The 23,393-nt window shown below is 63.0% G+C and carries 21 protein-coding genes; 4 read left to right on the top strand and 17 right to left on the bottom strand.

What is annotated here, in order from left to right; all coding sequences use genetic code 11:
* Nucleotides 1–62: 62 nt before the first annotated feature.
* Nucleotides 63–1,784: a SulP family inorganic anion transporter gene (locus CXQ81_RS15370; RefSeq protein WP_101337693.1), complete on the bottom strand. Its 1,722-nt coding sequence runs from the start codon at nt 1,782–1,784 to the stop codon at nt 63–65.
* Nucleotides 1,785–2,270: 486 nt separating this feature from the next.
* Between CXQ81_RS15370 and CXQ81_RS15365 the strand changes: the two genes are divergently transcribed.
* The gene (locus CXQ81_RS15365) at nt 2,271–2,609 is read left to right on the top strand and encodes a hypothetical protein (protein ID WP_101337692.1); all 339 of its coding nucleotides are present in this window, start codon (nt 2,271–2,273) and stop codon (nt 2,607–2,609) included.
* 73 nt (nt 2,610–2,682) lie between these two features.
* On the opposite strand, the gene CXQ81_RS15360 is transcribed toward CXQ81_RS15365, so the two are convergent.
* Nucleotides 2,683–3,165, bottom strand: a complete 483-nt coding sequence (locus CXQ81_RS15360; RefSeq protein ID WP_101337691.1) for a cupin domain-containing protein — start codon at nt 3,163–3,165, stop codon at nt 2,683–2,685.
* A 288-nt stretch (nt 3,166–3,453) separates the two neighbouring features.
* Here CXQ81_RS15360 and CXQ81_RS15355 point away from each other — a divergent pair, with 288 nt between their 5' ends.
* On the top strand, nt 3,454–5,580 hold the full coding sequence (locus tag CXQ81_RS15355) for a TonB-dependent receptor domain-containing protein (RefSeq protein ID WP_101337690.1): 2,127 nt from the start codon (nt 3,454–3,456) through the stop codon (nt 5,578–5,580).
* Between the two features lie 276 nt (nt 5,581–5,856).
* Entirely contained in the window at nt 5,857–7,083 is a 1,227-nt protein-coding gene (locus CXQ81_RS15350) for an MFS transporter (protein WP_087089273.1), read from the top strand.
* Nucleotides 7,084–7,140: 57 nt separating this feature from the next.
* Here the strand turns inward: CXQ81_RS15350 and CXQ81_RS15345 are convergent, their stop codons facing one another.
* From CXQ81_RS15345 to CXQ81_RS15315, 7 genes are all read right to left on the bottom strand, one after another.
* The gene (locus tag CXQ81_RS15345; RefSeq protein ID WP_007931951.1) at nt 7,141–7,299 is read right to left on the bottom strand and encodes a DUF2986 domain-containing protein; all 159 of its coding nucleotides are present in this window, start codon (nt 7,297–7,299) and stop codon (nt 7,141–7,143) included.
* A 79-nt stretch (nt 7,300–7,378) separates the two neighbouring features.
* Nucleotides 7,379–8,074: a tRNA (adenine(22)-N(1))-methyltransferase TrmK gene (locus tag CXQ81_RS15340; protein ID WP_101339421.1), complete on the bottom strand. Its 696-nt coding sequence runs from the start codon at nt 8,072–8,074 to the stop codon at nt 7,379–7,381.
* 142 nt (nt 8,075–8,216) lie between these two features.
* A complete protein-coding gene (locus CXQ81_RS15335) occupies nt 8,217–9,026 on the bottom strand; it encodes an amidohydrolase family protein (protein WP_101337689.1) in 810 nt (269 codons plus the stop codon).
* Nucleotides 9,027–9,044: 18 nt separating this feature from the next.
* Complete coding sequence (locus tag CXQ81_RS15330; RefSeq protein WP_101337688.1) at nt 9,045–10,049, bottom strand: NAD(P)-dependent oxidoreductase; 1,005 nt, start codon at nt 10,047–10,049, stop codon at nt 9,045–9,047.
* A gap of 2 nt (nt 10,050–10,051) precedes the next feature.
* A complete protein-coding gene (locus CXQ81_RS15325; RefSeq protein WP_037005878.1) occupies nt 10,052–11,104 on the bottom strand; it encodes a LacI family DNA-binding transcriptional regulator in 1,053 nt (350 codons plus the stop codon).
* 8 nt (nt 11,105–11,112) lie between these two features.
* Nucleotides 11,113–13,053, bottom strand: coding sequence for a TRAP transporter large permease subunit (locus CXQ81_RS15320; RefSeq protein WP_223815919.1), 1,941 nt, complete (start codon nt 13,051–13,053; stop codon nt 11,113–11,115).
* 37 nt (nt 13,054–13,090) lie between these two features.
* Nucleotides 13,091–14,107: a TRAP transporter substrate-binding protein gene (locus CXQ81_RS15315; RefSeq protein ID WP_087087740.1), complete on the bottom strand. Its 1,017-nt coding sequence runs from the start codon at nt 14,105–14,107 to the stop codon at nt 13,091–13,093.
* A 410-nt stretch (nt 14,108–14,517) separates the two neighbouring features.
* Here CXQ81_RS15315 and CXQ81_RS15310 point away from each other — a divergent pair, with 410 nt between their 5' ends.
* Nucleotides 14,518–15,561 (top strand): alpha/beta fold hydrolase, encoded by a 1,044-nt coding sequence (locus tag CXQ81_RS15310; RefSeq protein WP_101337687.1) that lies wholly within the window; start codon nt 14,518–14,520, stop codon nt 15,559–15,561.
* An 84-nt stretch (nt 15,562–15,645) separates the two neighbouring features.
* Here the strand turns inward: CXQ81_RS15310 and CXQ81_RS15305 are convergent, their stop codons facing one another.
* The 8 genes from CXQ81_RS15305 to CXQ81_RS15270 all read right to left on the bottom strand — a co-directional run bounded on the left by CXQ81_RS15305 (nt 15,646) and on the right by CXQ81_RS15270 (nt 23,349).
* Nucleotides 15,646–16,269: an NIPSNAP family protein gene (locus CXQ81_RS15305; RefSeq protein ID WP_007931954.1), complete on the bottom strand. Its 624-nt coding sequence runs from the start codon at nt 16,267–16,269 to the stop codon at nt 15,646–15,648.
* A 169-nt stretch (nt 16,270–16,438) separates the two neighbouring features.
* On the bottom strand, nt 16,439–17,620 hold the full coding sequence (locus CXQ81_RS15300; RefSeq protein ID WP_007931959.1) for an alpha-hydroxy acid oxidase: 1,182 nt from the start codon (nt 17,618–17,620) through the stop codon (nt 16,439–16,441).
* Nucleotides 17,621–17,761: 141 nt separating this feature from the next.
* Nucleotides 17,762–18,991, bottom strand: coding sequence for an OprD family porin (locus tag CXQ81_RS15295; protein ID WP_087089277.1), 1,230 nt, complete (start codon nt 18,989–18,991; stop codon nt 17,762–17,764).
* A 276-nt stretch (nt 18,992–19,267) separates the two neighbouring features.
* Nucleotides 19,268–19,768: a flavin reductase gene (locus CXQ81_RS15290; protein ID WP_007931961.1), complete on the bottom strand. Its 501-nt coding sequence runs from the start codon at nt 19,766–19,768 to the stop codon at nt 19,268–19,270.
* Nucleotides 19,769–19,787: 19 nt separating this feature from the next.
* Nucleotides 19,788–20,747 carry a PDR/VanB family oxidoreductase gene (locus CXQ81_RS15285; RefSeq protein WP_007931962.1) on the bottom strand — a complete coding sequence of 320 codons (960 nt, stop codon included), beginning with the start codon at nt 20,745–20,747 and terminating at the stop codon, nt 19,788–19,790.
* An 80-nt stretch (nt 20,748–20,827) separates the two neighbouring features.
* Nucleotides 20,828–21,568, bottom strand: coding sequence for an SDR family NAD(P)-dependent oxidoreductase (locus CXQ81_RS15280; protein ID WP_053260825.1), 741 nt, complete (start codon nt 21,566–21,568; stop codon nt 20,828–20,830).
* 10 nt (nt 21,569–21,578) lie between these two features.
* The gene (locus CXQ81_RS15275) at nt 21,579–22,055 is read right to left on the bottom strand and encodes an aromatic-ring-hydroxylating dioxygenase subunit beta (RefSeq protein WP_037036083.1); all 477 of its coding nucleotides are present in this window, start codon (nt 22,053–22,055) and stop codon (nt 21,579–21,581) included.
* Between the two features lie 19 nt (nt 22,056–22,074).
* The gene (locus CXQ81_RS15270; RefSeq protein WP_007931970.1) at nt 22,075–23,349 is read right to left on the bottom strand and encodes a Rieske 2Fe-2S domain-containing protein; all 1,275 of its coding nucleotides are present in this window, start codon (nt 23,347–23,349) and stop codon (nt 22,075–22,077) included.
* Nucleotides 23,350–23,393 lie beyond the last annotated feature (44 nt).

The following is a 23,393-nucleotide window of genomic DNA, read 5'->3' as shown; positions in this document are numbered from 1 at the left end:
GGTCAAGCGTTGGTGGTGGCTGGCCAAGGCCGCATTCAGTCATGAGACGGCTTGGACACCCGTTATGCGGTGCCGGCCCGCGGCTCATCTTTCAGCGCCTCACGCTGCACCTGATTGCGCCAGACCCGATAAGCGCGGATGCCGGCGCGTACCGAGGGGAACAACAATTGCTGCTCCAGCTCGCGCGCCAGGCCTGAACGCACCAGCATCCGCAGGAATGCCCCGTGCGGCCGGGCAATGCCCAGGATGATGCCGCGGGCCAGCAGGGTGTCGCGCACCTCCCTGAGGGCCACGATGCCGCTGACGTCGATCGAAGTCACCGCCTCGGCGACCAACAGCACGGCGCGGGGCTCGGGCTCGCGTTCGACCGCCTCGAGCAGGCGCGCCTTGAAGTAGTCGGCGTTGAAAAACAGGATCGCGTCATCGAAGCGATACACCACCAGCCCCGCCAGTGTGCGCGCCTGCGGATATTGGCTGATATCGACCTGGCCTTCGATCCCGCGCACCCAGCCCAGCACCGCGTCGGTGGGCTGATAGATGCTTTTGAGCAACCGCAGGATCGCCAGCAGCACCGCGACGATGATGCCCGGCAGCACCCCCACGCCAATCACCCCCAGGGTGGTCAGCACACAGAGCCAGAACTCGAAACGGCTGAGCTTGCGGATAACCCGCATCGCCTGGATATCGATCAGGCCCCAGCCGGCCATCAACAGCACCGCCCCCAGCGCCGCCTGGGGGATCCAGGCCATGGGCGCGGTGAAGAACAGCAGGATCAGGGCAATCACCAGGGCGGCGATGATCCCCACCAACTGGCTCTTGCCGCCCACCATGCTGTTGACCGCCGTGCGCGAATCGGCGCCGCTGATGGCGAAACCGCTGGAGACCCCGGCGGCGATATTGGACACCCCCAGCGCCAGGAACTCATGGTTGGCATTGACCGTATAACCGTTCCTCGCGGCGAAGCTGCGGGCCGTCAGCATCGCACTGCAAAAACTCACCGTGGCGATCGCCAGCGCATCGCGCAGCAGCCGTTTCAGTTCGCTCAGGTTGGTCTCGGGCCAGCTCAACTGCGGCATGCCCGAAGGGATCGGTCCCAGTACGGAGACCCCGTAGCTGTCCAGGCCCAGCACCCCGACGCACAAGGTAGCGATGGCCACCGTCACCAGCGCTGCCGGCAACCTGGCAAAACGCCGCGGCAGCCAGATCAGCAGCGCCAGGGCGCCCGCCCCGATGGCCAGGGTTGGCAAATGGGTTTCGCCAAGCCGCTGCAGCATGTTCAGCAGGCTGAGAATGAAACCGTCGCCTTCGATCTTGTAGCCCAGCACCTTGCCCAGTTGCCCGGCCAGCAGGCTCAGGCCGATGCCGTTCAGATAGCCGATCAGGATCGGCCGCGAGAAAAAGCTGGCAATAAACCCCGCCCGGGCAATGCCGGCGCCGATCAGCATCAGGCCGACCAGCACCGTGACAATCACCGCCAACTGCGCCAGGCGCTCGGGATCGCCCAGCGCCAGGGGGGCGATCGCCCCGGCGACCATGGCGCAGGTGGCCGCATCCGGCCCGACCATCAACTGCCGCGAACTGCCCACCAGGGCATAGACCATCATCGGCAGCACGCAGGCGTACAAGCCGTACTGGGGCGGCAGCCCGACGATCTGGGCGTAGGCGATGGCAATCGGGATCTGTACGGCGGCCACCGACAAACCGGCCTGCAGGTCGTACCTGAACCATTCGCGGCGGTATTGCAGGAGATTGGCCAAGCCTGGCAGCCAACGAGCGAGCAGCATGGAGGTACCTTTGAGCAGGGGCTTTGACGTAGGGATATGCCGGGCACGAAACCTCGTGCCCTGGATGAGAGATAAGCAGAGTCGGTTTTCTTTTCAATAAAATTGCGGCGTATCGAACCTCCCCTGGTTTAGCAGGCACCGCGGTTGCCTCCTGGCGAAACGCTTGCGCGGGTGGCGCCCAGCCATCTGCGGTATCCGATGATCGGGCCTGGCAGCTGGCAGGCTCCTTTACTAGTGTCTACCCAACAGCAGCCGAACCGGTTTTAACGGGCCTGAGTTCACTGTCCATGCCGTACTCCTTTTCGAACAGTAGCGTGTTCGCCTACTCGTTCCTCCCGGTACTCAAGGAGAGAACCATCCAGGAAGTGCACATGACACTTCTTGCCTGCCAAGGGACATTCTGAAACGTATCAGGCTTTCAGCTAGAAGGTTTTACACCCGAGCGCCGAGGTGAAAAGAGGCGCACTCATCGAAAGGAGATCGAAGATGGCTAGCATAATGAAAGTTTTGGACATCCACCTGTCACTGCTCAAGTCCAACCCACCACAGCTGCATATATTGGCCCATGGCCTGGTGGGCTCTCCGGGCTGGACCAACCCAAGATTGCAACCGCGGTTTTACATCGACTTCCCGAAAGACGGGATTCAAGACTTTGACTTCGTTGCTGACCCGCCTCAGGGAGTTTCCATACTCCCCGTCTACCCCATCACCGCATCGGAGTACTGGGAAAACCCGCCACTGGGTAAGCTCAAAGGCATAAGAGTCCACTCTGCCACCAACTCGGTTGAAGAGTATATCGAGGGTGCAAAATCCATAGCCTGTTAATAGTCAAAACAGAGGGATATGTGTCAGGCCCTGCCTGACACATATCAGATCGAATCCAGCCTTCAGCCATTGCCTATTTTTTGCTGTTCCTGGGGTCGTCCGCCGGGTTGAGGTAGGTGATGCCCCAGGGGCCCGTGCCGTGGAGCTGGAGCACGGTTTCCTGTTTTTGCGTGGCGGCGTACATCGGCATGCCGACGGGAATGATCAGGGTGTCGCCCGGGTGATAGGCCTTGGCCTTGGCCGCGTCGAAGCTGTCGCCGGTGGCGAAGTAGAAGGTGCCCGAGATCACGGTGACACGTTCGGTCACAGGGTGGGTATGCACGCCGATTTTCGTGTTGGCCGGCAGCATCAGGCGCATCGTGAAGGGCTCTGGTTTTTTCAGGTCGCCTTCGATCACCGAAATCATCACCCCAGGCCCTACCGAGGGCGCGGGTGTCCATTTCAGTTCAGCGGGGGTGGCGGCAATCAACCCTGTGCCCTCGGCGAGCGCGGCAGATGCCAGGAAGGCTGCGCTGAGAATGGCCAGTGAAACAGCGACGGCTTTGTGGGCGCTCATCGTGATGTCCTCGCATTTGAGAGCGGTGGGTGAATCGCAGCAGCGGCCGACATAGCGTCAACGCAAAAGCACAGCGGCTGCGCGATCGAGTCATATAGGGTGACGATAGCCGAACGCCGATGCGCGGATATATCCATTGCGAACAGCCTTGATAGCGCACGGGCATGGATGCTGGACTCCTGCCGATCTGCGCCTGCCTGGCAAAAGACAAAATTGCCATGTGTTTCCTTCGTTCTTTCATACGTCGCAGTTCTCACTGCCCGTTGCCCATGCCTGGAGTTCCCCCCGATGCCCTCGCCCCGTCCCCTGCCCGCTGCCTTGCTGGGCCTGGCCCTTGTCTGTCCGGCCCCGGCCGAAGCCCAGGGCCTTGAGCTGGGACAAGTGCTGATCGGCGCCGAGGAGCGCAGCGGCGAAGACGCATCGATCGAGGAAGCCAAGGCGCGGCTCGCCCAGGTGCCCGGCGGCAGCAATGTGGTGGACCTGCGCCGCCCGCTGCAGGGCCGCGTGGCCAGCAACCAGGATGTGCTGGCGTATCAGCCGGGGGTCTATGCCCAGTCCGCGGGCAACGAAGGGGTGAAGATTTCGATCCGCGGTTCGGGGATCAACCGCGCGCCGGGCGCCCATGCCTCGGGGCTGTACACGATGCTCGACGGCCTGCCGCTGAGCGGCCCGGGCGGCACGCCCTATGAGTTGCTCGAGCCGCTGTGGCTCGAGCGGGTGGAAGTGCTGCGCGGCGCCAACGGTTTCGACCGCGGCGCCCTGGCCCTGGGCGGCGCCATCGACTACATCAGCCACACCGGCTACGACGCGCCGAAGTTGCAGGTGCGCTACGCCACCGGCAGCCACGGTTATCAGCAGCGCCAGGTCAGCTCCGGGCAGGTGCTGGGCGACTTCGACTACTACCTGTCCCTGACCGACGCCCGCTCCGACGGCTACCAGGACCACAGCGCCAGCAAGAGCCAGGGGGTCATCGCCAACTTCGGCTATCGCTTCAACCCGAACCTGGAAACCCGCTTCTATATCCGCCATCGCCAGACTGACAACGACCTCGCCGGGCGGGTCACCAAAGGCTCCATCGAGCACGACCCACGGGCGGCCAACCCGGCCTACGTGACGCGTAACGACAGCCGCGACCAGCCGGGCAGCACCTTTATCGGCAACAAGACCACCTGGTACATCGACGACGATTCGAGTATCCAGACCGGCCTGGTCTACCACGACTACCCCATGGACCTGCGCGAGGGCCCCAACCGCCTCAAGGTGGCCTACACCGACGTCAGCGGCACCTTCGACTACAAGCGCCGCGACACCCTCTGGGGCCTGGAAAGCCACAGCACCCTGGGCCTGCGCGTGACCAAGCACCTGCCCAACTCAGGGGCTAGCGAGCTGGTACGTATTCCCAGCGGCAACACTGCGGGTTATGCGCCGGGCACCCACATGCGCAACTTCACCTACCAGGGTTCGGACAGCGTCCTGCATCTGGGCAATGACCTGGAGATCGCCGACGACCTGTGGCTGACCACCGGCCTGGCCGCCATCTACACCCGCCGCGAAAGCGCCGTGACCTACCCCGACGGCGGTGGCAAGACCAGCCTCGGCGACTGGGACTACGCCCCGCGCCTGGGCCTGCGCTACCAGCTGACCCCCAACCTGCAACTGTTCGGCAACCTCAGCCGCTCGGTGGAGGCGCCCCACCCCTGGTCGCTGATCTACAGCTCCAACATTCGCTTCCCGGCCGGCAGCGGCGCCGCCACCGGCACCCAGCGCGACCCGATCAAGCTACACAACCAGACCGCCACCACCCTGGAGCTCGGCGGTCGTGGCGACAGCGCCATCGGCCAATGGAGCCTGGCCTGGTACTACGCCCAGGTGCGCCACGAACTGCTCTCGGTCTTGCCGGACGCCAACGCCACCACGCCCTACGAGCTCAACGCCAGCCCCACCGTGCACCAGGGCGTGGAAGCCAGCCTGGACAGCACGCTGTGGTCGCGGGACGACGGCGGCCAGTTGAGCCTGCGCCAGAGCTACACCTTCAGCGACTTCCACTACCGCGACGATGAACGTTTCGGCGACAACCGCCTGCCGGGCCTGCCGATGCACTACTACCAGGGCGAGTTGCGCTACGACTGGCCCCTGGGCTTCTTCGCCGCGCTCAACACGCAACTGGTGTCCAAAGTGGCGGTGGACTACGCCAACAGCTATTACGCCGATCCCTACGCGCTGTTCGGCGCCACCCTGGGCTACAACGCGCCCAAGGGCGACTGGCAGACCTGGCTCGACCTGCGCAACCTGACCGACCAGCACTACGCCGCTACCGTCACCCCGGGCTACGACGACAAAGGCCTGGACGCCGCGCGATCGACGCCGGGGGAAGGCATGGCGATGTATGTCGGGGTGTCGTGGAGTTTGCGCTGAGGGGGTCGAATCAGGGCGGTTTCCGCCCTATGCCCAGGCGCGTTCAGGACGTCGTGCCCCTCCATCTTGCCGGATCAATGTGACAGGGATGACCGTTACCGAATGGGTCGCGACCGGCCAACAGCCGGTACTCGCCCAGCGTTTAATCGATGGCATTGATGATTATTATCGAGAGGCTCGCCTCTCGGCGTGCCAAAACCGACTCCTATAATCGCCTCGAATTTTCCCCCGCGCCCCTGTCCGCCTCAGGCGACATCCCCCTTGGAACCCAGCACCATGTCAAGCGCAAGCCAGGCCCCTCACGGCCTCCTCGAACATAGTCAACAGAGCGTCAAACAACAGTGGCTGGCGATTCTCTCGGTCGCCGTGGGTGCCTTCGCCCTGGTGACCAGCGAGTTTCTCCCGGTGGGCGTGCTCAACGATGTCGCCAGCGACCTGGGCATCACTGCTGGCCACGCCGGTCTGATGGTTACCCTGCCCGGCATCATGGCCGCCCTCGCCGCCCCCTTGCTGTCTGTGGGCATCGGTGTCCTGGACCGTCGCAATCTGCTTATCGGCCTGACGCTGATCATGATCATCGCCAACTCGGTCGTGGCCTACGCCAGCGACTTCAACCTGCTGCTGTTCGGCCGTGTGCTGCTGGGCATCAGCATCGGCGGTTTCTGGGCTACCGCCATTGCCCTTAGCGGCCGCCTGGCCCCCAAAGGAGTGGGCGTAGCCCAGGCCACCTCGATCATCATGGTCGGTGTGACCCTGGCCACCGTACTGGGCGTGCCCGTAGGCACCTGGCTGAGTGGCCTGATGGGGTGGCGCATGACCTTCCTGGTCACCGCGCTGTTGGGTATACCGGTGCTGCTGGCGCAGGTCTTCCTGCTTCCGCGGCTCACCCCGGACAAGGCCATTCGCATCAGTGACCTGCCGGCCTTGTTCATCAACCCACAAGCTCGGGTCGGACTGATCGCAGTCTTGCTGATCGGCCTGGCGCACTTTGCCGCGTACACCTATGTCGCCCCCTTCTTCAAACAGAGTGCCGGCTTCGATGGGCCGACTATTGGTTCATTTCTGCTGCTGTATGGCGTGGCCGGGGTCGTGGGGAATATTTTCGCCGGCTTCGCCGCCAACCGGAGCGTGCGTCATACCCTGTTGCTGGTCGCACTGATGATCGGCACCAGCACTGCCCTGTTCCCCTACTTCGCCACCGGCATGACTGGCGCTGCGATGTTGATCGCGCTCTGGGGCTTCGCCTTCGGCGCCTTCCCGGCCTGCGCCAGTATCTGGATGTTTGTCGTAGCGCCCAAGGATGTCGAACGCGGCATGCCACTCTTCGTCGCCTTGTTCCAGGTGATTATTGCGTTGGGCTCGTTCTTCGGCGGGAGGATCGTCGACCAGCTGGGCAGCTCGGTGCTGTTGAGCCTGGCCACGGTCCTGGTGGGCTGCGGTTTTGTCACGGTACTTGTGCTGGGACGCAAGGTCAGTAATAGCCTGGCGGCCCAACCCGGCTAACAGGTTGATGTAAATAGCCGGGCCTTGTAGCAGCAATGGCCGCTCAAGCGCCATGGATCAGCTCTCGGAGGACACCACGGACTCCGGACTGGACTCGGCAGCCAGCTTCAATCGGTCGGCCTTGCTGATGTATTTGGGCTTTCGCGGTGCCAGCTTGGCACTGGCCTTTTTCGCGTTAGCCTTTAATAGCTGATTGATTTTCTTGCGACGATTCATGTTTTTTCTGCTCGGTTTGTGAATGCTTGAATGATAGGGGATTCAAAGCGCCCCTTCCTGTACAACCCCTGGACCGCGTTCAGGCCAGCAGCTCGCTGATCCACCGGGCCTGCCGGGCGATGTCCTGGACCTTCTCCTCGGGCACGGCCTGCCGTGCCCGGGCGAAGTGGGCCAGGGTCTTGTGTTTCAGGCGCAGCATGCGCTGCCACTTGGCCAGGAAGGCCGGGCTGCGGGCCTGCAGCTGCAGCGGGCCGAAGTACAGCTCCTCGGCGGTGTAGCTCACCGGCCCGGTGCGCTCGGCGACGATGATTTCGTAGTAAAAGCGGTTTTCCCGCAGCACTTCCTCGCCGAGGATGCGGTAGCCATGCTCCATCAGCCATTGGCGCAGGGGCTGCTCGCCGCCGTTGGGCTGCAGGATCAGGCGTTCCTGGCCACTCAGGCGCGCCTTGCCGCTGTCGAGGATGTCGCGGATGGTCTCGCCGCCCATGCCGCAAATGCTGATCGCCGTGATCCCGTCTTCCGGCTCGATCGCCGCCAGGCCGTTGGCCAGGCGCACGCTGATGCCCGAGTCCAGCGCGTTTTCGCGCACGCTGCGCTGGGCCGCGTGGAACGGCGTCAACGCCACCTCGCCGGCCACCGCCGCGGCGATAAGGCCACGGCGCAGCAATGCCACCGGCAGGTAGCCGTGATCCGAGCCGATATCGGCCAGGCGCGCACCCGTTGGCACATGCGCCGCCACGCGCTCCAGGCGCATGGACAATGTCTGTTGGTTCAACTGCCGCCCCTTTTCACCACGAACGTCCGGCGCCTGTGGCCGGATCGGGGCGCGATTCTGTCGGGCAATGCCGTGCATTTCAAATTTATGCGACCGGGGCCAGGGTTCGCGCCGTCCTGCCAGGCACCGCCCGCTAGCCGCCTCAGTCGTCGAAGCCGTAAAGGACCGCCGGGTTATCCGCCAGGATGCGCCGGCGCCAGGCGCCGTCCGTGGCCCAGTGGGACAGCAGGTCGAGCATGGCGCTGTCGCTCGGCCTCGGGTCGCGCCCCGGGTGCGGCCAGTTGCTTGCCCACAGGCAACGTTCCGGGTGGCTATTGATCAGCGTCTTGGCCAGTACGCCGACATCCTCGTACAGCGGCGCGCCGACCCGGGAGGTTTCGTAAGGAGCGGAAAGCTTGACCCAGGTATTGCCGCCGTCCAGCAAGCGCAACAGGGTCTGGAAGGCAGCATGGCCAACGGGGACCGGCTCGAGGAACTTGCCCACATGGTCGATGCTCAGCCTGCTCGGCAACGCCAGCAGACGCTCCTGATAACAAGGCAGGTCGCGGCCGTCGAGTTGCAGATTGATCACCCAGCCGAGTTCGGCAATACGCCAGGAAATCCTTTCCAGCGCGTCCCAGGGCAGCACCCCGCCCGCCCCTGGCACCATCATGAAACGTACGCCGCGCACACCTTGCTGATGCAGGCGGGACAGTTCGCTCCAGCGCGTTTCGGCCTTGATCACGGCGATGCCCCGCGCTGCCTGGCCGGCCTGCAGCAGCGCATCCAGCAGGCAGGCATTGTCAAAGCCGTACCCCACTGGCTGGACCAGCACCGCGCGCTGCAGGCCCAGTTGCTGTTGCATCCGCGCGTAGTCGCTCCAGGTCGCGGTCGGGACCGCCGATGGCGCCGCAAAGCGCACGGGGTCGTACACGTGCACGTGGCAGTCGGTGGCGTGGCTGGGCAAGGTCATAGTCGCGAGTACTCCTGGTTAGTGGGATTGCAGCCGGAATACATCCCGGGCGCGGGCCGCGCGCGCCAGGTTCACCGCCCCCTGCGGAACTCGTCCTGCGAGCAAGGCCTGGACCTGGCGCACGGTGTCCATGGCCTGATGCTCGCTGGCTTCGGGTGTCAGCCCACCGATGTGCGGGCTGGCAATGACCTTGGGATGGGCGGCCAGCAGTGGCGCGGGCATCTGGTCTGGCGCGCGGCCGACATCCAGCGCACAGCCACCAATCAGCCCCTGCTCCAGTGCCTCGAGCAGGGCAGTGTCGTCCACCAGTTCCCCGCGCGAGGCGTTGATGAAGAACGCGCCGGGGCGCATCGCGCGAAAGGCCTCGCGCCCGAACAGGTTGTAGGTCCGCTCGACCGCCGGCGCGAGGCAGACCACATAATCGGCGGCGCCGATGGCCTGCTCGAACGACACCTGTTCGATGCCGGGCTCATCGATCCGGGCATTCGGGTCATTGACCCACACGCGCATCTGCAGCAGCCGAGCAATGTCGGCCAGGCGCTTGCCAATGAAGCCGTAACCGATGATCCCCAGCGTCGCCCCGCGCAACTCCCGCCCCATGAGCACCTGCGGCGCCCTGCCCTGCCAGTAATCGGCGGCCGCGCGGCTGATGCCCCGCGCCAGGTCGATCATCACGCCGATCACCCATTCGCTCACCGAGCGGTCGAACCCCGGCGTCGCATGGGTGACCAGAACGCCGTGACGGCTGGCGGCTTCAACATCGATGTTGCGGATGTCCACCGCCACCCGGCAGATCGCCGCAAGCTGTGGCAGGCGTTCGAACAATTCGGCGGGCGCGGCCGCCTCGCGGCTGGCGACAATGATCGAGCAGCCCTGTGCCCGATCGACCAGTTGCTCCAGCGACAGCGGATCGGGCGAGTCGTTGAGCCGGACATTGCCCAGGGCCTGAAGCTGCCTGAGCGGCTGCTCGGCGTAGTAATTGGCGCGCACGCCGGGGGCATGGGTCAGGAAGATCTCAGTCATGGTCACGCTCGCTTGTCGGCGCCGGGCCGGGCCACCGAATGTCGGGAAATCAGCATTGGCTGGAACACCAGATTGACAGCGGGCAGCTGTGGGTCGCGGGAACGCTCGACCGCGCGCTGGACCATGATGTCGGCCATCTCGGTCAGCGGCATGGCCACCGATGTCAGGCTGGGGTTGCTGAACGCGGCAATGGACAGGCCGTCCATGCCGACCACCGAGATGTCCTCGGGCACCCGCAGCCCCGCCTGGATGAGCCCGGACATCAGGCCCATGGCGAGCATGTCGTTGACGGTGACGACACCGGTCGGCCTGGGCGTCATTGCCGCCAGATCGGCCGCCATGGCGAATCCCAGGTCGGCAAGCTCCGAATCGCCGAACGTCTCGAGCACCGGCCCTTCGATGACTGTGGCGCTGACCTGCGCGCCCTCCTGCGCGGCGCGCTCGCGAAAGCCCTCGATCTTCGCCGTACGGCTGATGGTCTTGCCGCTGGGCACCAGAAACGCCAGGCGCCGATGACCGTGTTCGATCAAGTGCGCGGCGGCGATATAGCCCGCCTGGAAGTTATCCGGCGACACATGGTCCACCCGCGAGTCGCCGTCCTCGGTGGTTTGCCGGTCGTAACTGACGACCGTCAGCCCACGCTGTACCGCGGCCTCCAGGTGACGCTCGTCGTCCTGGGACGAGACCACGATCACCGAACGCACGCCGAACGACAGCAGGTCATCGAACATCCCGGCCTCCTGCTGCTTGTCGCGGTGGGTGTTGCCCAGCAGCAGCCGGTAGGAAAACTGCGCCCGGGCGGCGGCCTCGATCTTCAGGGCGATCTGCCCGTACATCGGGTTGGCGGTGGACGGAACCAGCAGGCCGAGCATTGGCGTATGGCCAGTCTTGAGCTGCCGCGCCACCCGGTTGGGCTGGTAGCCGAGCTTGAGAATCGCCGCTTCGACGCGAGCGAAGGTGTCGGCGCTGAGCTTGTCGGTGCGCTGGTTGAGCACATTGGACACAGAGCTGACCGAAACCCCCGCCAGAGCGGCCACATCGTGAATCGTTGTCATGTTTTGCATTAACCCATATTGAAAGTGCGCGGCAGCCACAGGGAAATCGATGGCACAAGGACAATCAGAATCAGCATGGCCGCCAGCAGGCAGAGGTATTTGACCATCCGCCGGGAAACCTCCTCGACCCGCGTGCCGGTCATCGCGCAGGTGGCGAACAGCCCCAGGCCGAACGGCGGCGAGAACAACCCCAGGCCCATGGCGATCACCGCGACGGTGCCGAAGTGAAAAGGACTGACGCCCACCTGCACAGCGATCGGCACCAGCAGCGGGCCGAAGATGATCAGCGCCGGCGCACCCTCGAGCACCGCGCCGAACACCACCATGATGATCACCGAGGTGATCATAAACGCCACGGGGCCATAGTCATGCGCCAAGGCCAGCATGAAGTCGGAAATGATCGCCGGAATCTGCAGGATCGTCAGGGCGAACGCCAGGCTGGAGGCGGCGGCGATGATGAACAGGATACCCGCGGCCATCGAGGCCGAGCGCACGAACAGCCTGGCGATGCCTTTGAACGTCAGCTCGCGGAAGGTCAGCCCGCCCACCAGTAGCGCGTAGACCACTGCGAACGCCGACACCTCGGTGGAGGTGGCCACGCCGGAGGTCACGCCCTTGCCGATCATCGTCACCATGATCAGCGCCACCAGCGCGCCCCCCAGCAGACGCACGACCGGCCGGCGCGAGGGGAAGGCCAGGTCGGGGTCGACCTTGCGTCCGAAGATCACCGCCAGGGTCGCCAGGCCCAGGGCGAGCATCACCGCCGGCACGATGCCGGCGAGGAACAGGCCGCCGATCGAAATGTTCGCGACAAAGCCCATGATGATCATGTTGATGCACGGCGGGATGGTTTCCGCCATCACCCCGGAGGCCGCCAGGACCGCCGCTGTCTCCGCCGGGTCCTGTCGGGTGCGGCGCACGGCGGGCACGACGATCCCGCCGACCGCGGCGATATCCGCCAGCTTCGAACCCGACACGCCGGAGAAAAATGCCGTGGCCAGGATGGCGATCAGGTTCATCGAGCCCCGTACCCGGCCGAAGAGCCGCACCAGCAGTTCGATCAGACGCGAGGACATGCCGTTGGCTTCCATCAGCAGCCCCGCCAGCACGAAAAACGGAATCGCCAGCAACACGAAGTGATCCATCCCGGCCATGACCTGCTGCGAGTAGATCACCATCGGCAGCGACGGATCGCCGATGAAGTACAGCAAGGCGCACAGGGCCAGGACGAAGGCAATCGGTACGCCCGCCAGCAGGCCGCCGAAGAAGCCGCCGACCAGCAGGCCCCAGGGTTGCAGGGCGTAAGCCTCGACCTGGGTGTTCCAGGCATACACCGAGCCGCCAACCAGCAGGCAGCCGAGCAACGTCAGCCAGGTGACGGGAGTGGCACCGTTGACGGCATTGGCAATGCCCACCGCCGTCATCAGCAGCGCGCCGACGAACACCGGCAGCACATTCAGCCACTGCGGCAAGCCCATCGGGGTCACGACGTTGACCGAGTCTTGCAGCAACAGCCAGGACGAGAACGCCAGCCCCGCCGCCGTGCCCGCTACCAACCAGCCCCCGGTCTGCTGCGCGGCCTGTTGCCAGCCGGCGGGCAACAGCGCGCGGAAGAAGTCCACCTGTACATGTTGTTTGCGGGCCAGCACCGTAGCGCCGCCGAGAAACACCAGCATGACCATCAGGCCACGGGCAACTTCCTCGGCCCAGTCCACCGGGTGATGCACGAAGTAGCGCAGGATCACCGAGACGAACACCACCGCCACGTTCAACGCCAGCACCACCGCGCACAGGCGTTCGACCCACCGACACAGCAGCGCCAGCAAGCCGCCACTGCCCGGCGTTGTGGCAAAGCCCCAGTCGTCGGCCATGGCGGCCGCTGCGTTGGTCTGCCCGGGATGTTCCTCTACCACTTGATCCGCGACAGCGAGAGCGTCGGATGAACTCATGGTGTCTGTCTCCTCTTGTTATGGGGGCTGGCCTGGATCACGCCCTGGCCGCGTCGATAAGTCCCAGCACCGACGCCATGGACGGCGTGGTCCGGGTAAACGGCAGCCAGAGTTTGTCGCGCATGAGGGTACGGATGCTGGCGCGCTCGGCGTCAGCCATGGGGAAGAAGGTCATGCCGCCCTTGCCCAGCGCGGCGATGGCTTCGGCGCCTTTGATCGCGGCCGCCCGGCGCTGGGACACGCTGGCCTCCCGGGCAGCCGCCATGAACACCGGTTGCAGGTCGGCAGGAATCTTCGCCAGCCCGCGCTTGCCGATCACGGCAATGCAAGGGCTGAACAAATGGTCGGTCTGCCAGCTGTGGCTCACCACTTCGTCGAGCTTGTTGGCCAGTACGCTGGCGGCATCGTGCTCGAAGCCTTCCACCACCCCCGTCTGGATGGCGGTGTAGACCTCATTGAAGGCAATGGGGGTCGGGATCGCACCCAGCAGCTTGAAGGTTTCGATGAACGCCTGGGTCGGCAGGACCCGCAGCTTGGTATTCCTGATGCTCTCGAGATCCTTGATCGGCGGCTTGGTATAGACGCTGCGCGCGCTGAAATGCGCGCCCCAGCCCACGACCGAGCAACCGGTGCGCTCGCGCAGCAGCCCGTTGTAGATCTCGCCGACGCCACCATCCACGGAGCGGGCGACATGCTCGTAGCTGTCGAACAGGAACCCCAGGTCCAGCAGCGCCAGTTCCGGCAGGGCCGTGGCCCAGATCGAACTCCCGGAGACCATCAGGTCGATCGAGCCCAGGCGCACCTGTTGCACCACATCGGCCTCTTTGCCGAGTTGGCCGTTGGGGAAAAAATCGATACGGATACGGTCGCCCACGGACTGTTTCAGGTTCTCGGCCAGGCGTTGGTAGAACAGGTAGTGCGCCGAGTTCTCGTCCGCCGTCATGGTCGAGGACAAGCGCAATACCGAAGGGGCGGCACGGGCAATGGAAGGCAGGGCCAGCGCGCAGGCACTGAGGGCGGCACACTGCACGAAACGACGTCGGGTCAGAGGCATGAGGCTGTTCTCTTTTGTTGTTGTTTTGAGACATTTACACGGATTGAGTAAAACGTTTTACTAAATCGATTTACAAACTACCTCCAATGGCCCGGGTCTGGCAATGGAAATTTGCCCACGAAGCAGACATTGCCTTCGAGCAAAGCGTCCGACGGGGCCACGGCGCGGCCGAAAACCGTCTCCGGTCCGGACACACGAACGGCTTCGTGCCCTGCCACGGCTATCCGCGGGGACTCGCGGGCTACGTCGTGTATCGCACTGTATCTACCGCCCTCCCCGGTACATGCGCTTGCATCCGCCCCGGGATTCGGACACAGGCCAGATACGTCGCGGCCGTCAAATGCAACCCAGGTTGAAGGGGATCAGCCAGGTCCCCCACCCCCGGCTTGCAATCCAATGGAGAGATCAGCATGAAGATGACACTGCGCAACCACACCATCGGCGCGTCGGTCCTGGCCCTCACCCTGTTCGGCATCCTCGGCACGGCCCAGGCGCAGACGCCCGCAGCGGCGCAAACCGACGCGAGCAGCACCGGCACCACTTATGCCGCCCCTTCGCCGTTCGGCCCGCTGAAGCATGTCAACGCCGGGCTGCTGGATGTGGCATACGCCGAAACCGGCCCGGCCGATGGCCCGGTGGTGATTCTGCTGCACGGCTGGCCGTACGACATTCACAGCTTTGATGAGGTTGGGCCCTTGCTGGCGGCCAAGGGTTATCGGGTGCTGATGCCCTATGCCCGCGGTTACGGCGATACCCGTTTCCTGTCGGCGAAAACCCTGCGCAATGGCCAACCGGCCGCGCTGGCCAGTGACGTCATCGACTTCATGGATGCGCTGAAGATCAAGCAAGCAGTGCTTGGTGGTTATGACTGGGGCGCGCGTTCGGCGGATATCGTCTCGGCGCTGTGGCCGGAGCGGGTCAAGGCGCTAGTGTCGGTCAGCGGCTACCTGATCGGCAATCAGGCGGCCGGCCAGAACCCGCTGCCGCCCAAGGCGGAATTGCAGTGGTGGTACCAGTTCTATTTCGCCACCGATCGCGGTCGCGCAGGCTATGAGAAAAACACCCACGACTTCGCCAAGCTGATCTGGCAACTGGCCTCGCCGCAATGGACGTTCGACGACGCCACCTTCGAGCGCAGCGCCAAGGCCCTGGACAACCCCGACCATGTCGATATCACGGTGTTCAACTACCGCTGGCGCCTGGGGCTGGTTCAAGGCGAAAGCCGCTACGCCACCCTGGAACAGAAACTGGCCACCGCCCCAACCATCAGCGTGCCGACCATCACCCTCGAAGGCGATGCCAACGGCGCGCCGCACCCGAACCCCGCGGACTACGCCAAGCGCTTCACCGGCAAATACCAGTTCCGCCTGATCAGCGGCGGCATCGGCCACAACCTGCCGCAGGAAGACCCGCGGGCGTTCGCCCAGGCGGTGATCGATGCGGATCAGCTGTGAGGTCGGCCTGACTGTCCTGGGCAAAACATGGCGTGGGGAATGACTAGCGTTGAGTGAGCCGCGCCTCACCGATTAGCGGCCGTCTCACAGCAACGGCGAAAAGCTCGCCGGCAGGTAGATCGTCGAATGCATGTCGCGCAGTTGCGGACCTGAGTTTTCCGGCGGCCAGACGCCATCCTGTACGGCACGGGTGCGCACGTCCAGGCGCTGTTCGAGCGAGTAGTACGGCCAGATGTGCAAGTACCGAGGCAACTGACCGTCGGTGGCATAGAAGGCGGCATATACCGGCGAATATTGCTCGGCGGTTCTGGGGCCCAGCGCTTTTTTCCAGCCCCTCAGCGTGGGTGCCAGACCGGATGGCAGCAGATCGTAGATACGAAACTCGTAGAACGGCCCGTGCCGCCCGGCAGGCAGCGGCTGGAGAAAGGGAAACAACGAATAGTTTTCCACGCGCATCTCCATCAGATACGCCTCAATGCCAAACGCGTCGGCAGCCGCCAGATAACGCTCGCGCTCGACCTGGCGAGACGCCTCGTCGGCAAAGCCGCGCAACATCGCGATCTGATTCAGCGGGCCGACCTCCGATGCCCAGCACCCCATCAACTTCACGCCGGCGCCTTGCGCCAGCAGGCGCTGTTCCAGACACACCATGGCGATGGCGACAGTGCGCACGCGCACGGTGAACGTGATCAACTCGTACAGCTTCATGAATACCTCGGCTCAGGACCAGAGATGCGTGGATGATCCGCACCCACAACGAAAAATACATTGCGTCGCTGAACACCGGCGACAGCTCCCTCGACTCGAGCGCGCGGTCAAATATCCGGGCGGTTCTGCAACGCAGTTAGCTGTTCCAGCTTGCAACGCAGTTTGATGCTCAAGCGCGTCGACGCTGGAACACGCTGTCACCGTCAAGGTGATTGAGGTGGGTACAGCCCATCAGGTTCATGGTCAGTGCGAGTTCAGCCGTCAGCAGGTCCAATGCCCGTCCTGCTCCGGCTTCACCGGCCGCCGCCACCCCGTAAAGGGTGGATCGGCCCAGCAGCACGGCATCCGCACCCAAGGCGAGCGCTTTGACGATGTCGCTGCCACGGCGAATGCCGCCGTCGAGCAGCAGGCTGAGTTTGCCCCGTGCCTGCGGGGCGATGGCCGCCAGCGCGTCGAGACTGCTCAGTGCACCGTCCAGCTGGCGACCACCGTGGTTGGACACCACCACGCCGTCGAGCCCAAGGGTGATGGCGCGCTCCACATCTGCCGGATGCAATACGCCCTTGAGCAACAGTCGCTCTCCCCACTGCTCACGCAAACGCGCCAACATGTCCCAGTCGAGCAAGGTATCCATCTGCTGGCCGATAAACGCCATCGATCCCAGGGGGTTACGCTCGCGCGGTGGCAAGTAGGGTTCGAGGTTGCCCATGCCGGGCAGCCCCGATGGCCACATCACCTGCTTGAGCCAGCGCGGGTGGCGGACCACATCCAGCTTGTTGCGCCATGTCAGCTGGCGCGACCTGGCAAAATTGCGCCGGTCCCATTGGCGATTACCCAGCACCATCGCATCACAGGTCAACACCAGGGTCCGGCAGCCTGCGTCGGCGGCCCGCTGCAGCAAATCGTTTTGCACCCGCGGATCGCGCATGGCGTACATCTGGAACCACAGGTCGACACCAGGCACCGCCGCGACAAGCTCTTCAAGCGAGGTATTGGACGCGGTACTCAGGCTGAAGGGCAGCCCCCGTGCCGTTGCCGCCCTGGCCAAGTGAATGTCGGCATCGCGGTGCAGCAGGCCGTTATAGCCCGTCGGCCCAATCAGCATCGGCATGGGCAACACCCGGCCGAGCACGGCGCGACAAGTGTCGGGCGCATGGCAAGGCACCATGGCCCTGGAATGCAGGCCAAAGGCGCTGAACGCCGCGAGATTATCCTTGAGCGTCAATTCGGCCTCCGCACCGCCGCTGAGGTACTCCCACACGAAGTAAGGCAAGCGCCGCCGGGCTATCTCGGCCAATTCGGCGATACTGTGAACGCGATCCAAGTCGCAGCCGGTATAAAAACGACGCATAGGCAATCCTTAAAGCGCGGCATAAAAACCGCGGTAAAAAAGTCCGGAAGGAGCGCTCCGGACGAAGGAAAAACAATGTTGAGGTTCAACCGTGCCGGATGCGCAGGCCGGCCTGGAAGCCGCGAACGACTTCCAGGGATTTCAGAACTTCCAGGTGTAGGTCGTGATCAGGCGATTTTCCTGATAGTCCACCCCCGACGCCCTGCCATTGCCATAGCGCGTCTTTACGTCAATCCGGCGCCACTCGAAACCTAAGTCCTTCAGGGGACCGCTTTGCACCACATAGCCGAGCACGATGTTGCGTTCACTTTCGACGTTCTGTTCGAGGCTATTGCTGCCCCGGTCGATACCGGTGCCGCGTATGTAACGCGTCATCAATTTCAACCCCGGCAACCCGACGCCCGCGAAGTTGTAGTCATAACGCAATTGCCAGGAGCTTTCGTTCGGCTTGACGAACGCCACTGTCGACCAGTTCACCAGGTAAGGCTGCGGCGCATAGCCATTGAGCGTCGGGAATGTCGACTCGCCGAGCATGCGCTGGTAGCCGACACCGAAGGCGTGGGCGCCTTTTTTCAGGGTGGTCATGACGCCATAGGAGCGGTTGTCGATATCGCCGTACAGCGCTTTGCCGTCTTCACTGTGATTGAAGTAACGAAGGTCTGTCTTCAAGCCGTAACCGGCACCCAGATCATGGTTATAGGTCAGCCCCAGGTAGTGTTGTTTATAGATATCCTCCAGTTGCCCGAAGAAATAAGTCCCGGACAAGTTTGGGGTAAATACATAGGTGGCACCCGCAAAGTTCAACCCATCACTGCGGCGTTTGATGTTGGGACCATTGAACAAGTACATCTTCTCGGTATTGGAAGACTCCCGGGAGCTGATTTCGGTAAAGCGACCGCCCGTCAGTGTCAGCTTTTCCACTTCCCTGGATTCGATCTGTACACCGTGATACGTGGTGATCAATTGCCGCGAATCGTCGATGTAGGCCACCGGCAACGTCGGACGAAGTTCACCTATCTTGAGTTCGGTTTTGTTGTAACGCACCTTGCCGGTCAGCGCCGCACGGCCATAGTCACGGACTTGTTCGCCCTTGCTGGCATCGTACGGAATGATGCTGTCCGGGCCCCGTCCACCGCCGCCGTCCAAGCGATAGGCGTACTGCGCCGAAAGGTCCAGGCCAAACTGCAGCGTGCCTTCGGTGTAACCCGAGATCGCGCGAAAATCGAAACCTTGGGTCCAACTGCCCACCCGGGATTGCGGCGCGTCATGCTGTTTGAAATCACGGTCAATGTAGAAGTTGCGCATCCCCAGACTGACTTGTCTGTCATCTACGAAGTCGGCATATACAACGACCGGCATGAAGATTCCCATCACGGCCACAGGAGTGCCGCCACGGCTTACCCAGCGATTCTGAGACATCAAGCGTTCCTTCTTTTTTACATGCACAAAGGCACGGCTAGTGGAAGCAGATTAGTTCAGCAAAAGTTAAACTTAGGCAGTCAATCCGCAGTATTGTTTTTATAACCACTCACTGCAAAAAAAGGCGTAACACAGTCATTCGCCAGAACAGCGACAACTGCTTTCTTGTTATTCAATAAACTTAATGATCATGGAAGTCCTTATCGAAACTTCCGGGTTCCAACCCTGTCAGGGAGTTGCTTTGGATGCATCTCCCAAGCGGTGGTAGGCGCGATTGAAATACACCAGGCCTTCCTGGCTTTCGCCATTACGGATACCCAGGACTTCGCAATAGAAAATTGTGTGCGATCCGACTTCATGAGCCTGGGCGATGCGGCAGTCAAAACTCACCAGTGCCTCATCGAGCAGCGGCGCCCCACTTTCCAGGGTGGTCCAGGATGCGCAGGAAAAGCGCTGCTCGGCATCGAGGTTGCGGTTGGAAAACGCCCCCGATACCTCCTGGTGCCCCGGCGTCAGGACGTTAACGCTCAGCACCCCGTTACTCTTGAAATGCACATTGGAAAACGACGAGCGATTCATGCACACCAACAGTGTCGGCGGCTGGTCGGTCACGCTGCACACCGCCGAAGCGGTGAAGCCGAAACGACCCGCAGGGCCATCGGTGGTGATGATCGAAACCGCACCACCGAGCATTGCCATTGAGTTACGAAATCCCGTTGTATCGACCATGGTCTTACCCTCCGGTCTATCAGATATCCAGCACCAGCTTCTTGGATTTGGCTCGGGAACAGCACACCAGAATCTGGTCATTGGCGGATTTTTCGTCATCCGTGAGATACACGTCGCGGTGATCCGGTTCGCCTTCGATAACGTCGCACAAGCAGGTGCCGCAAACGCCCTGCTCACAGGACACTTCAATCCTGATGCCCACGGCAGCCAGTGCCTCGACAATGCTCTGGCCCTCGACCACCTGGACGGTCTTGCCACTACGCTGGGCAACCACTTCGAAGCCCGCGCCCGAGGTGTCGACTTCGACCTGGAAGTATTCGCGGTGCACATGATCGTCGGCGTAACCTGCTTCCAGGGCCTGGGCAATGATCCAGTCCATGAAGCCGGACGGTCCGCAGACATACAGGTGTACACCGGCCTGGGGGGTGCCCAGCACCCTGGACAGGTCGAGTTTCTGTTCGACGGCTTCGTCGTCGAAATGCGTGTGCAACCGGGAAGCAAACGCAGCGCTGCCCAACTCGTCGAGAAAGGCGCTGCGACTGCGCGAGCGGCCGCAATAGTGCAGTTCGAAATCGCTGCCGCGGGCATTCAATGCGTAGGCCATGGCGACCATCGGGGTAATGCCGATACCGCCACCGATCAGGATCGAGCGCCTGGCATCGCTGGCCAGCGGAAAGTGATTGCGCGGCAGGCTGATCTCGATCTCGCGCCCTTCTTGCAACCACTCATGCACCGCCACCGAACCGCCCCGCGAGGCGGGATCCTTGAGTACCCCCAAGCGATAGGCGCTGGCGTTGGCCGGATCGCCACACAGCGAATACTGACGAACCAGCCCAGCCTTGAGATGGATATCGACATGCGCGCCCGCCTCGAACGCGGGCAAGGGCTGTCCCGACGCATCGCTCAGATCCAGCACGACGACACCTTCGCCCTGCTCTTCGCGCTTGCGCACGACAACTTTCAATAATTGATCGCTCATACCGGACTGTCCCGAATTGGTTGTACGGGCGCGCACCTGGGCACGCCCTGCTGCTGTTGCAAAACGTGGCGCCAATGACCTCAGCGCATGAAGAGCCCGCCGTTCACGTCCCAGGTCGCCCCGGTGGTGAAGTAGGCGTCTTCGCTGGCCAGTTGCACGATCAGCCTGCCGATGAATGCGGCGTTGCCCAATTGCTTGACCGGAATCGCCTCTATCAGTTTTTCCAGGCGCTCGGGCGGCACGGCGGCACGTACCGCCGGCGACTCGACAGGGCCCGGGGCGATGGCGTTGACCGTGACACCGGAGGCCGCCAGCTCTTTGGCAAAGACCTTGGTCAAGGTGATGATTGCGCCCTTGGAGGCGGCGTAATGCGCGCCGGTCGCGGTGCCGCCGTTCTGCCCGGCCAGGGAGGCCATATTGATGATCCTCCCGTACCCCCGGGTCGCCAGATAGCTGCCGAACACTTGGCAGCCGACAAACGTGCCGCGCTGGTTAACGCTCACCACCCGATCGAACTCTTCCGGGCTGATCTGCATCACGGGCGTGGTCATGGTCATCGCGGCGTTGTTCACCACCACCTGCAACGCCCCCCAATGCGCGACGACAGCCGCCAGAGCGTCCTCGAAATCGACCTTGCTCGACACGTCGAGCTTGAGCGCCAGCACCCGTTCGCCAGTAGCGTCCAGCTCAGCGGCGGTGGCTTGCGCCGACTCCAGCGAGCGGTCGCTGATCACGACCCGGTAGCCGCTGTTCAGCAGTTGCTCGGCAATGCTCCTGCCCAGCCCCTGGGCCGCTCCGGTGACCAATGCAACCTGTGTCATGGCAGCGTCCTCAGAGGATGTAACCGATACCCGCGAGGGTATCGGTGGAGTTGATCAGTTGAATCAGCTTGCGCTGGATCTTGAAACTGTCACCGCTGAGCACCAGCTCGAATGTGACATCGGCGGTGTACTGCTTGAGCACATCCTTGCGGAACTCGCGCAGGTTCTGTGCGCAACGCACGGTGACCACCCCGTCTCGATCCGACAACAGGCGAAAGCGCGACTGACTGCGCACGGTGCGCGCCCGCGGGGTGGTCGAAATCGACTCGCCGCTGGTCAATCGGGCCACGCGCAACTGACGCATGTGGTGATCGTCGTAGGCGTAGTTCAGGGTGTTCTCGAAATCGGTTTCCAGCGGATCGATCGGGATGATGTAAGTCGCGTTCTCGGTCCACAGATCGAGCCATTCGACAAAATCGCCGTGATCGAGCATGTCCGCTTCCTGCCAAATGAAAGCGCTGACCTGGTTGAGCAATTGCAGATTGATCATGGTGTTCTCCATCGACTCAGGCCGACATCATCTTTTTCCACTGCTGGTAGCCAGCGCGCATGCCGGTCTCGGCACTCACATCGCTCACCCGCCCGTCTTCCGACTCCTTTTCGCCCGGCAGGCCGCGATTGAGCATGATCCACAGATCGGTGCCGGCACTGGCGCCGCGCTGTACGCGCTCCCATGCCTCGGAATCGTCCGGCGTGCCAAACCCCATCGGGCCCTGGAAGTGCTCATGCAGGCGCAGGCGATAACGGTTGGCCACGGCCGGGCCACCGTCCATGGTGATCACCGCGTGATGGATTTCGGTTTCGTCCACTGCGATGGGTTGCAGCACCCGGAAGAACGCCATGGAACAAGCGACGTTCGGGAACAGGTTGAGGTTGAAGCCCGAACCGCCTACCGCGCGTACGATACGGCGGACCGATTCCTCGTCCTGGCCTTCGGCGCGCAGTTGCGCGGCCAGATCCTCAAAGCGCGCCGGGATCGGCAAATCGAGATTGGCCTCCAGATCGACCAGGTCGGGGATCATCACCATCACGCTGTGGCCGTTGCCGAGGTCTTCGACGTAGCCCGGCCCTTTGACGAAATCGAACAGCTCCAGCGTCTGTTCATCCACGGACGACAGGAACGACTTGTGCACCAGCGGGAAGTGATAGGCATCGGTGGTGTTTTCCAGCTGGATTTTCCAGTTGCCGGGGAAGCGGAAGCGATGCTCGCCTCCCACCTTGACCGGGTAACCGGCGCCCTGCTTCATGAACAGGTCAATCCACTTCTTCGCCGGCCCGAGGAAGTCGACGAGGGGCTCGATATCATCCTTGAAGGTGGCGAAGATCATGCCGTTGTATTGCTCGACACGCAGGCCGACCAAAGGCAAGTCGGCCTTTTCCAGGCAATCGCCGTAACTTTCCGGGTGCGGCACACCACGCAGGCTGCCATCCAGGGCGTAGCTCCAGCCGTGATAAGGGCAGACGAAACTGTTGGTCTTGCCCTTCTTGTGTTCGCACACCGTTGCGCCACGATGGCGGCAGCGATTGAGCAACACATGCACGTCTTTCTTGCGGTCGCGTACGACGATTACCGGCTGCTTGCCGACGTAAGTGCTCTTGTAGCTGCCGGAATCGGGAATCTCGCTGGCATGCGCGACCCAGATCCAGGTGCTGTAGAAAATCTTGTCCAGCTCCTGCTCGAAGAGCTTGCCATCGGTGTACATCGACGTGTGAACACGGTCATGCAGAACCAGGTCGGAGGGGCTGGCGTCCAGCGTTACGGTGTTTATCAGGTTATTCACGATCACTCCTCGTCGGCAGGCGTCGCCGACTTCAAGAATTCCGG

It is taken from the genome of Pseudomonas sp. 09C 129 (assembly GCF_002843625.1).
In the GTDB taxonomy this organism is placed as follows: Bacteria; Pseudomonadota; Gammaproteobacteria; order Pseudomonadales; family Pseudomonadaceae; genus Aquipseudomonas; species Aquipseudomonas chlororaphis.
This window is presented reverse-complemented; position numbering and strand designations above follow the sequence as displayed.

Excerpts from the sequence above, each read along its gene's own strand:
- CXQ81_RS15370 (WP_101337693.1), bottom strand. The coding sequence starts at position 1,784 with ATGCTGCTCGCTCGTTGGCTGCCAGGCTTGGCCAATCTCCTGCAATAC.
- CXQ81_RS15365 (WP_101337692.1), top strand. The coding sequence starts at position 2,271 with ATGGCTAGCATAATGAAAGTTTTGGACATCCACCTGTCACTGCTCAAG.
- CXQ81_RS15360 (WP_101337691.1), bottom strand. The coding sequence starts at position 3,165 with ATGAGCGCCCACAAAGCCGTCGCTGTTTCACTGGCCATTCTCAGCGCA.
- CXQ81_RS15355 (WP_101337690.1), top strand. The coding sequence starts at position 3,454 with ATGCCCTCGCCCCGTCCCCTGCCCGCTGCCTTGCTGGGCCTGGCCCTT.
- CXQ81_RS15350 (WP_087089273.1), top strand. The coding sequence starts at position 5,857 with ATGTCAAGCGCAAGCCAGGCCCCTCACGGCCTCCTCGAACATAGTCAA.
- CXQ81_RS15345 (WP_007931951.1), bottom strand. The coding sequence starts at position 7,299 with ATGAATCGTCGCAAGAAAATCAATCAGCTATTAAAGGCTAACGCGAAA.
- CXQ81_RS15335 (WP_101337689.1), bottom strand. The coding sequence starts at position 9,026 with ATGACCTTGCCCAGCCACGCCACCGACTGCCACGTGCACGTGTACGAC.
- CXQ81_RS15330 (WP_101337688.1), bottom strand. The coding sequence starts at position 10,049 with ATGACTGAGATCTTCCTGACCCATGCCCCCGGCGTGCGCGCCAATTAC.
- CXQ81_RS15325 (WP_037005878.1), bottom strand. The coding sequence starts at position 11,104 with ATGACAACGATTCACGATGTGGCCGCTCTGGCGGGGGTTTCGGTCAGC.
- CXQ81_RS15320 (WP_223815919.1), bottom strand. The coding sequence starts at position 13,053 with ATGAGTTCATCCGACGCTCTCGCTGTCGCGGATCAAGTGGTAGAGGAA.
- CXQ81_RS15315 (WP_087087740.1), bottom strand. The coding sequence starts at position 14,107 with ATGCCTCTGACCCGACGTCGTTTCGTGCAGTGTGCCGCCCTCAGTGCC.
- CXQ81_RS15310 (WP_101337687.1), top strand. The coding sequence starts at position 14,518 with ATGAAGATGACACTGCGCAACCACACCATCGGCGCGTCGGTCCTGGCC.
- CXQ81_RS15305 (WP_007931954.1), bottom strand. The coding sequence starts at position 16,269 with ATGAAGCTGTACGAGTTGATCACGTTCACCGTGCGCGTGCGCACTGTC.
- CXQ81_RS15300 (WP_007931959.1), bottom strand. The coding sequence starts at position 17,620 with ATGCGTCGTTTTTATACCGGCTGCGACTTGGATCGCGTTCACAGTATC.
- CXQ81_RS15295 (WP_087089277.1), bottom strand. The coding sequence starts at position 18,991 with ATGGGAATCTTCATGCCGGTCGTTGTATATGCCGACTTCGTAGATGAC.
- CXQ81_RS15290 (WP_007931961.1), bottom strand. The coding sequence starts at position 19,768 with ATGGTCGATACAACGGGATTTCGTAACTCAATGGCAATGCTCGGTGGT.
- CXQ81_RS15285 (WP_007931962.1), bottom strand. The coding sequence starts at position 20,747 with ATGAGCGATCAATTATTGAAAGTTGTCGTGCGCAAGCGCGAAGAGCAG.
- CXQ81_RS15280 (WP_053260825.1), bottom strand. The coding sequence starts at position 21,568 with ATGACACAGGTTGCATTGGTCACCGGAGCGGCCCAGGGGCTGGGCAGG.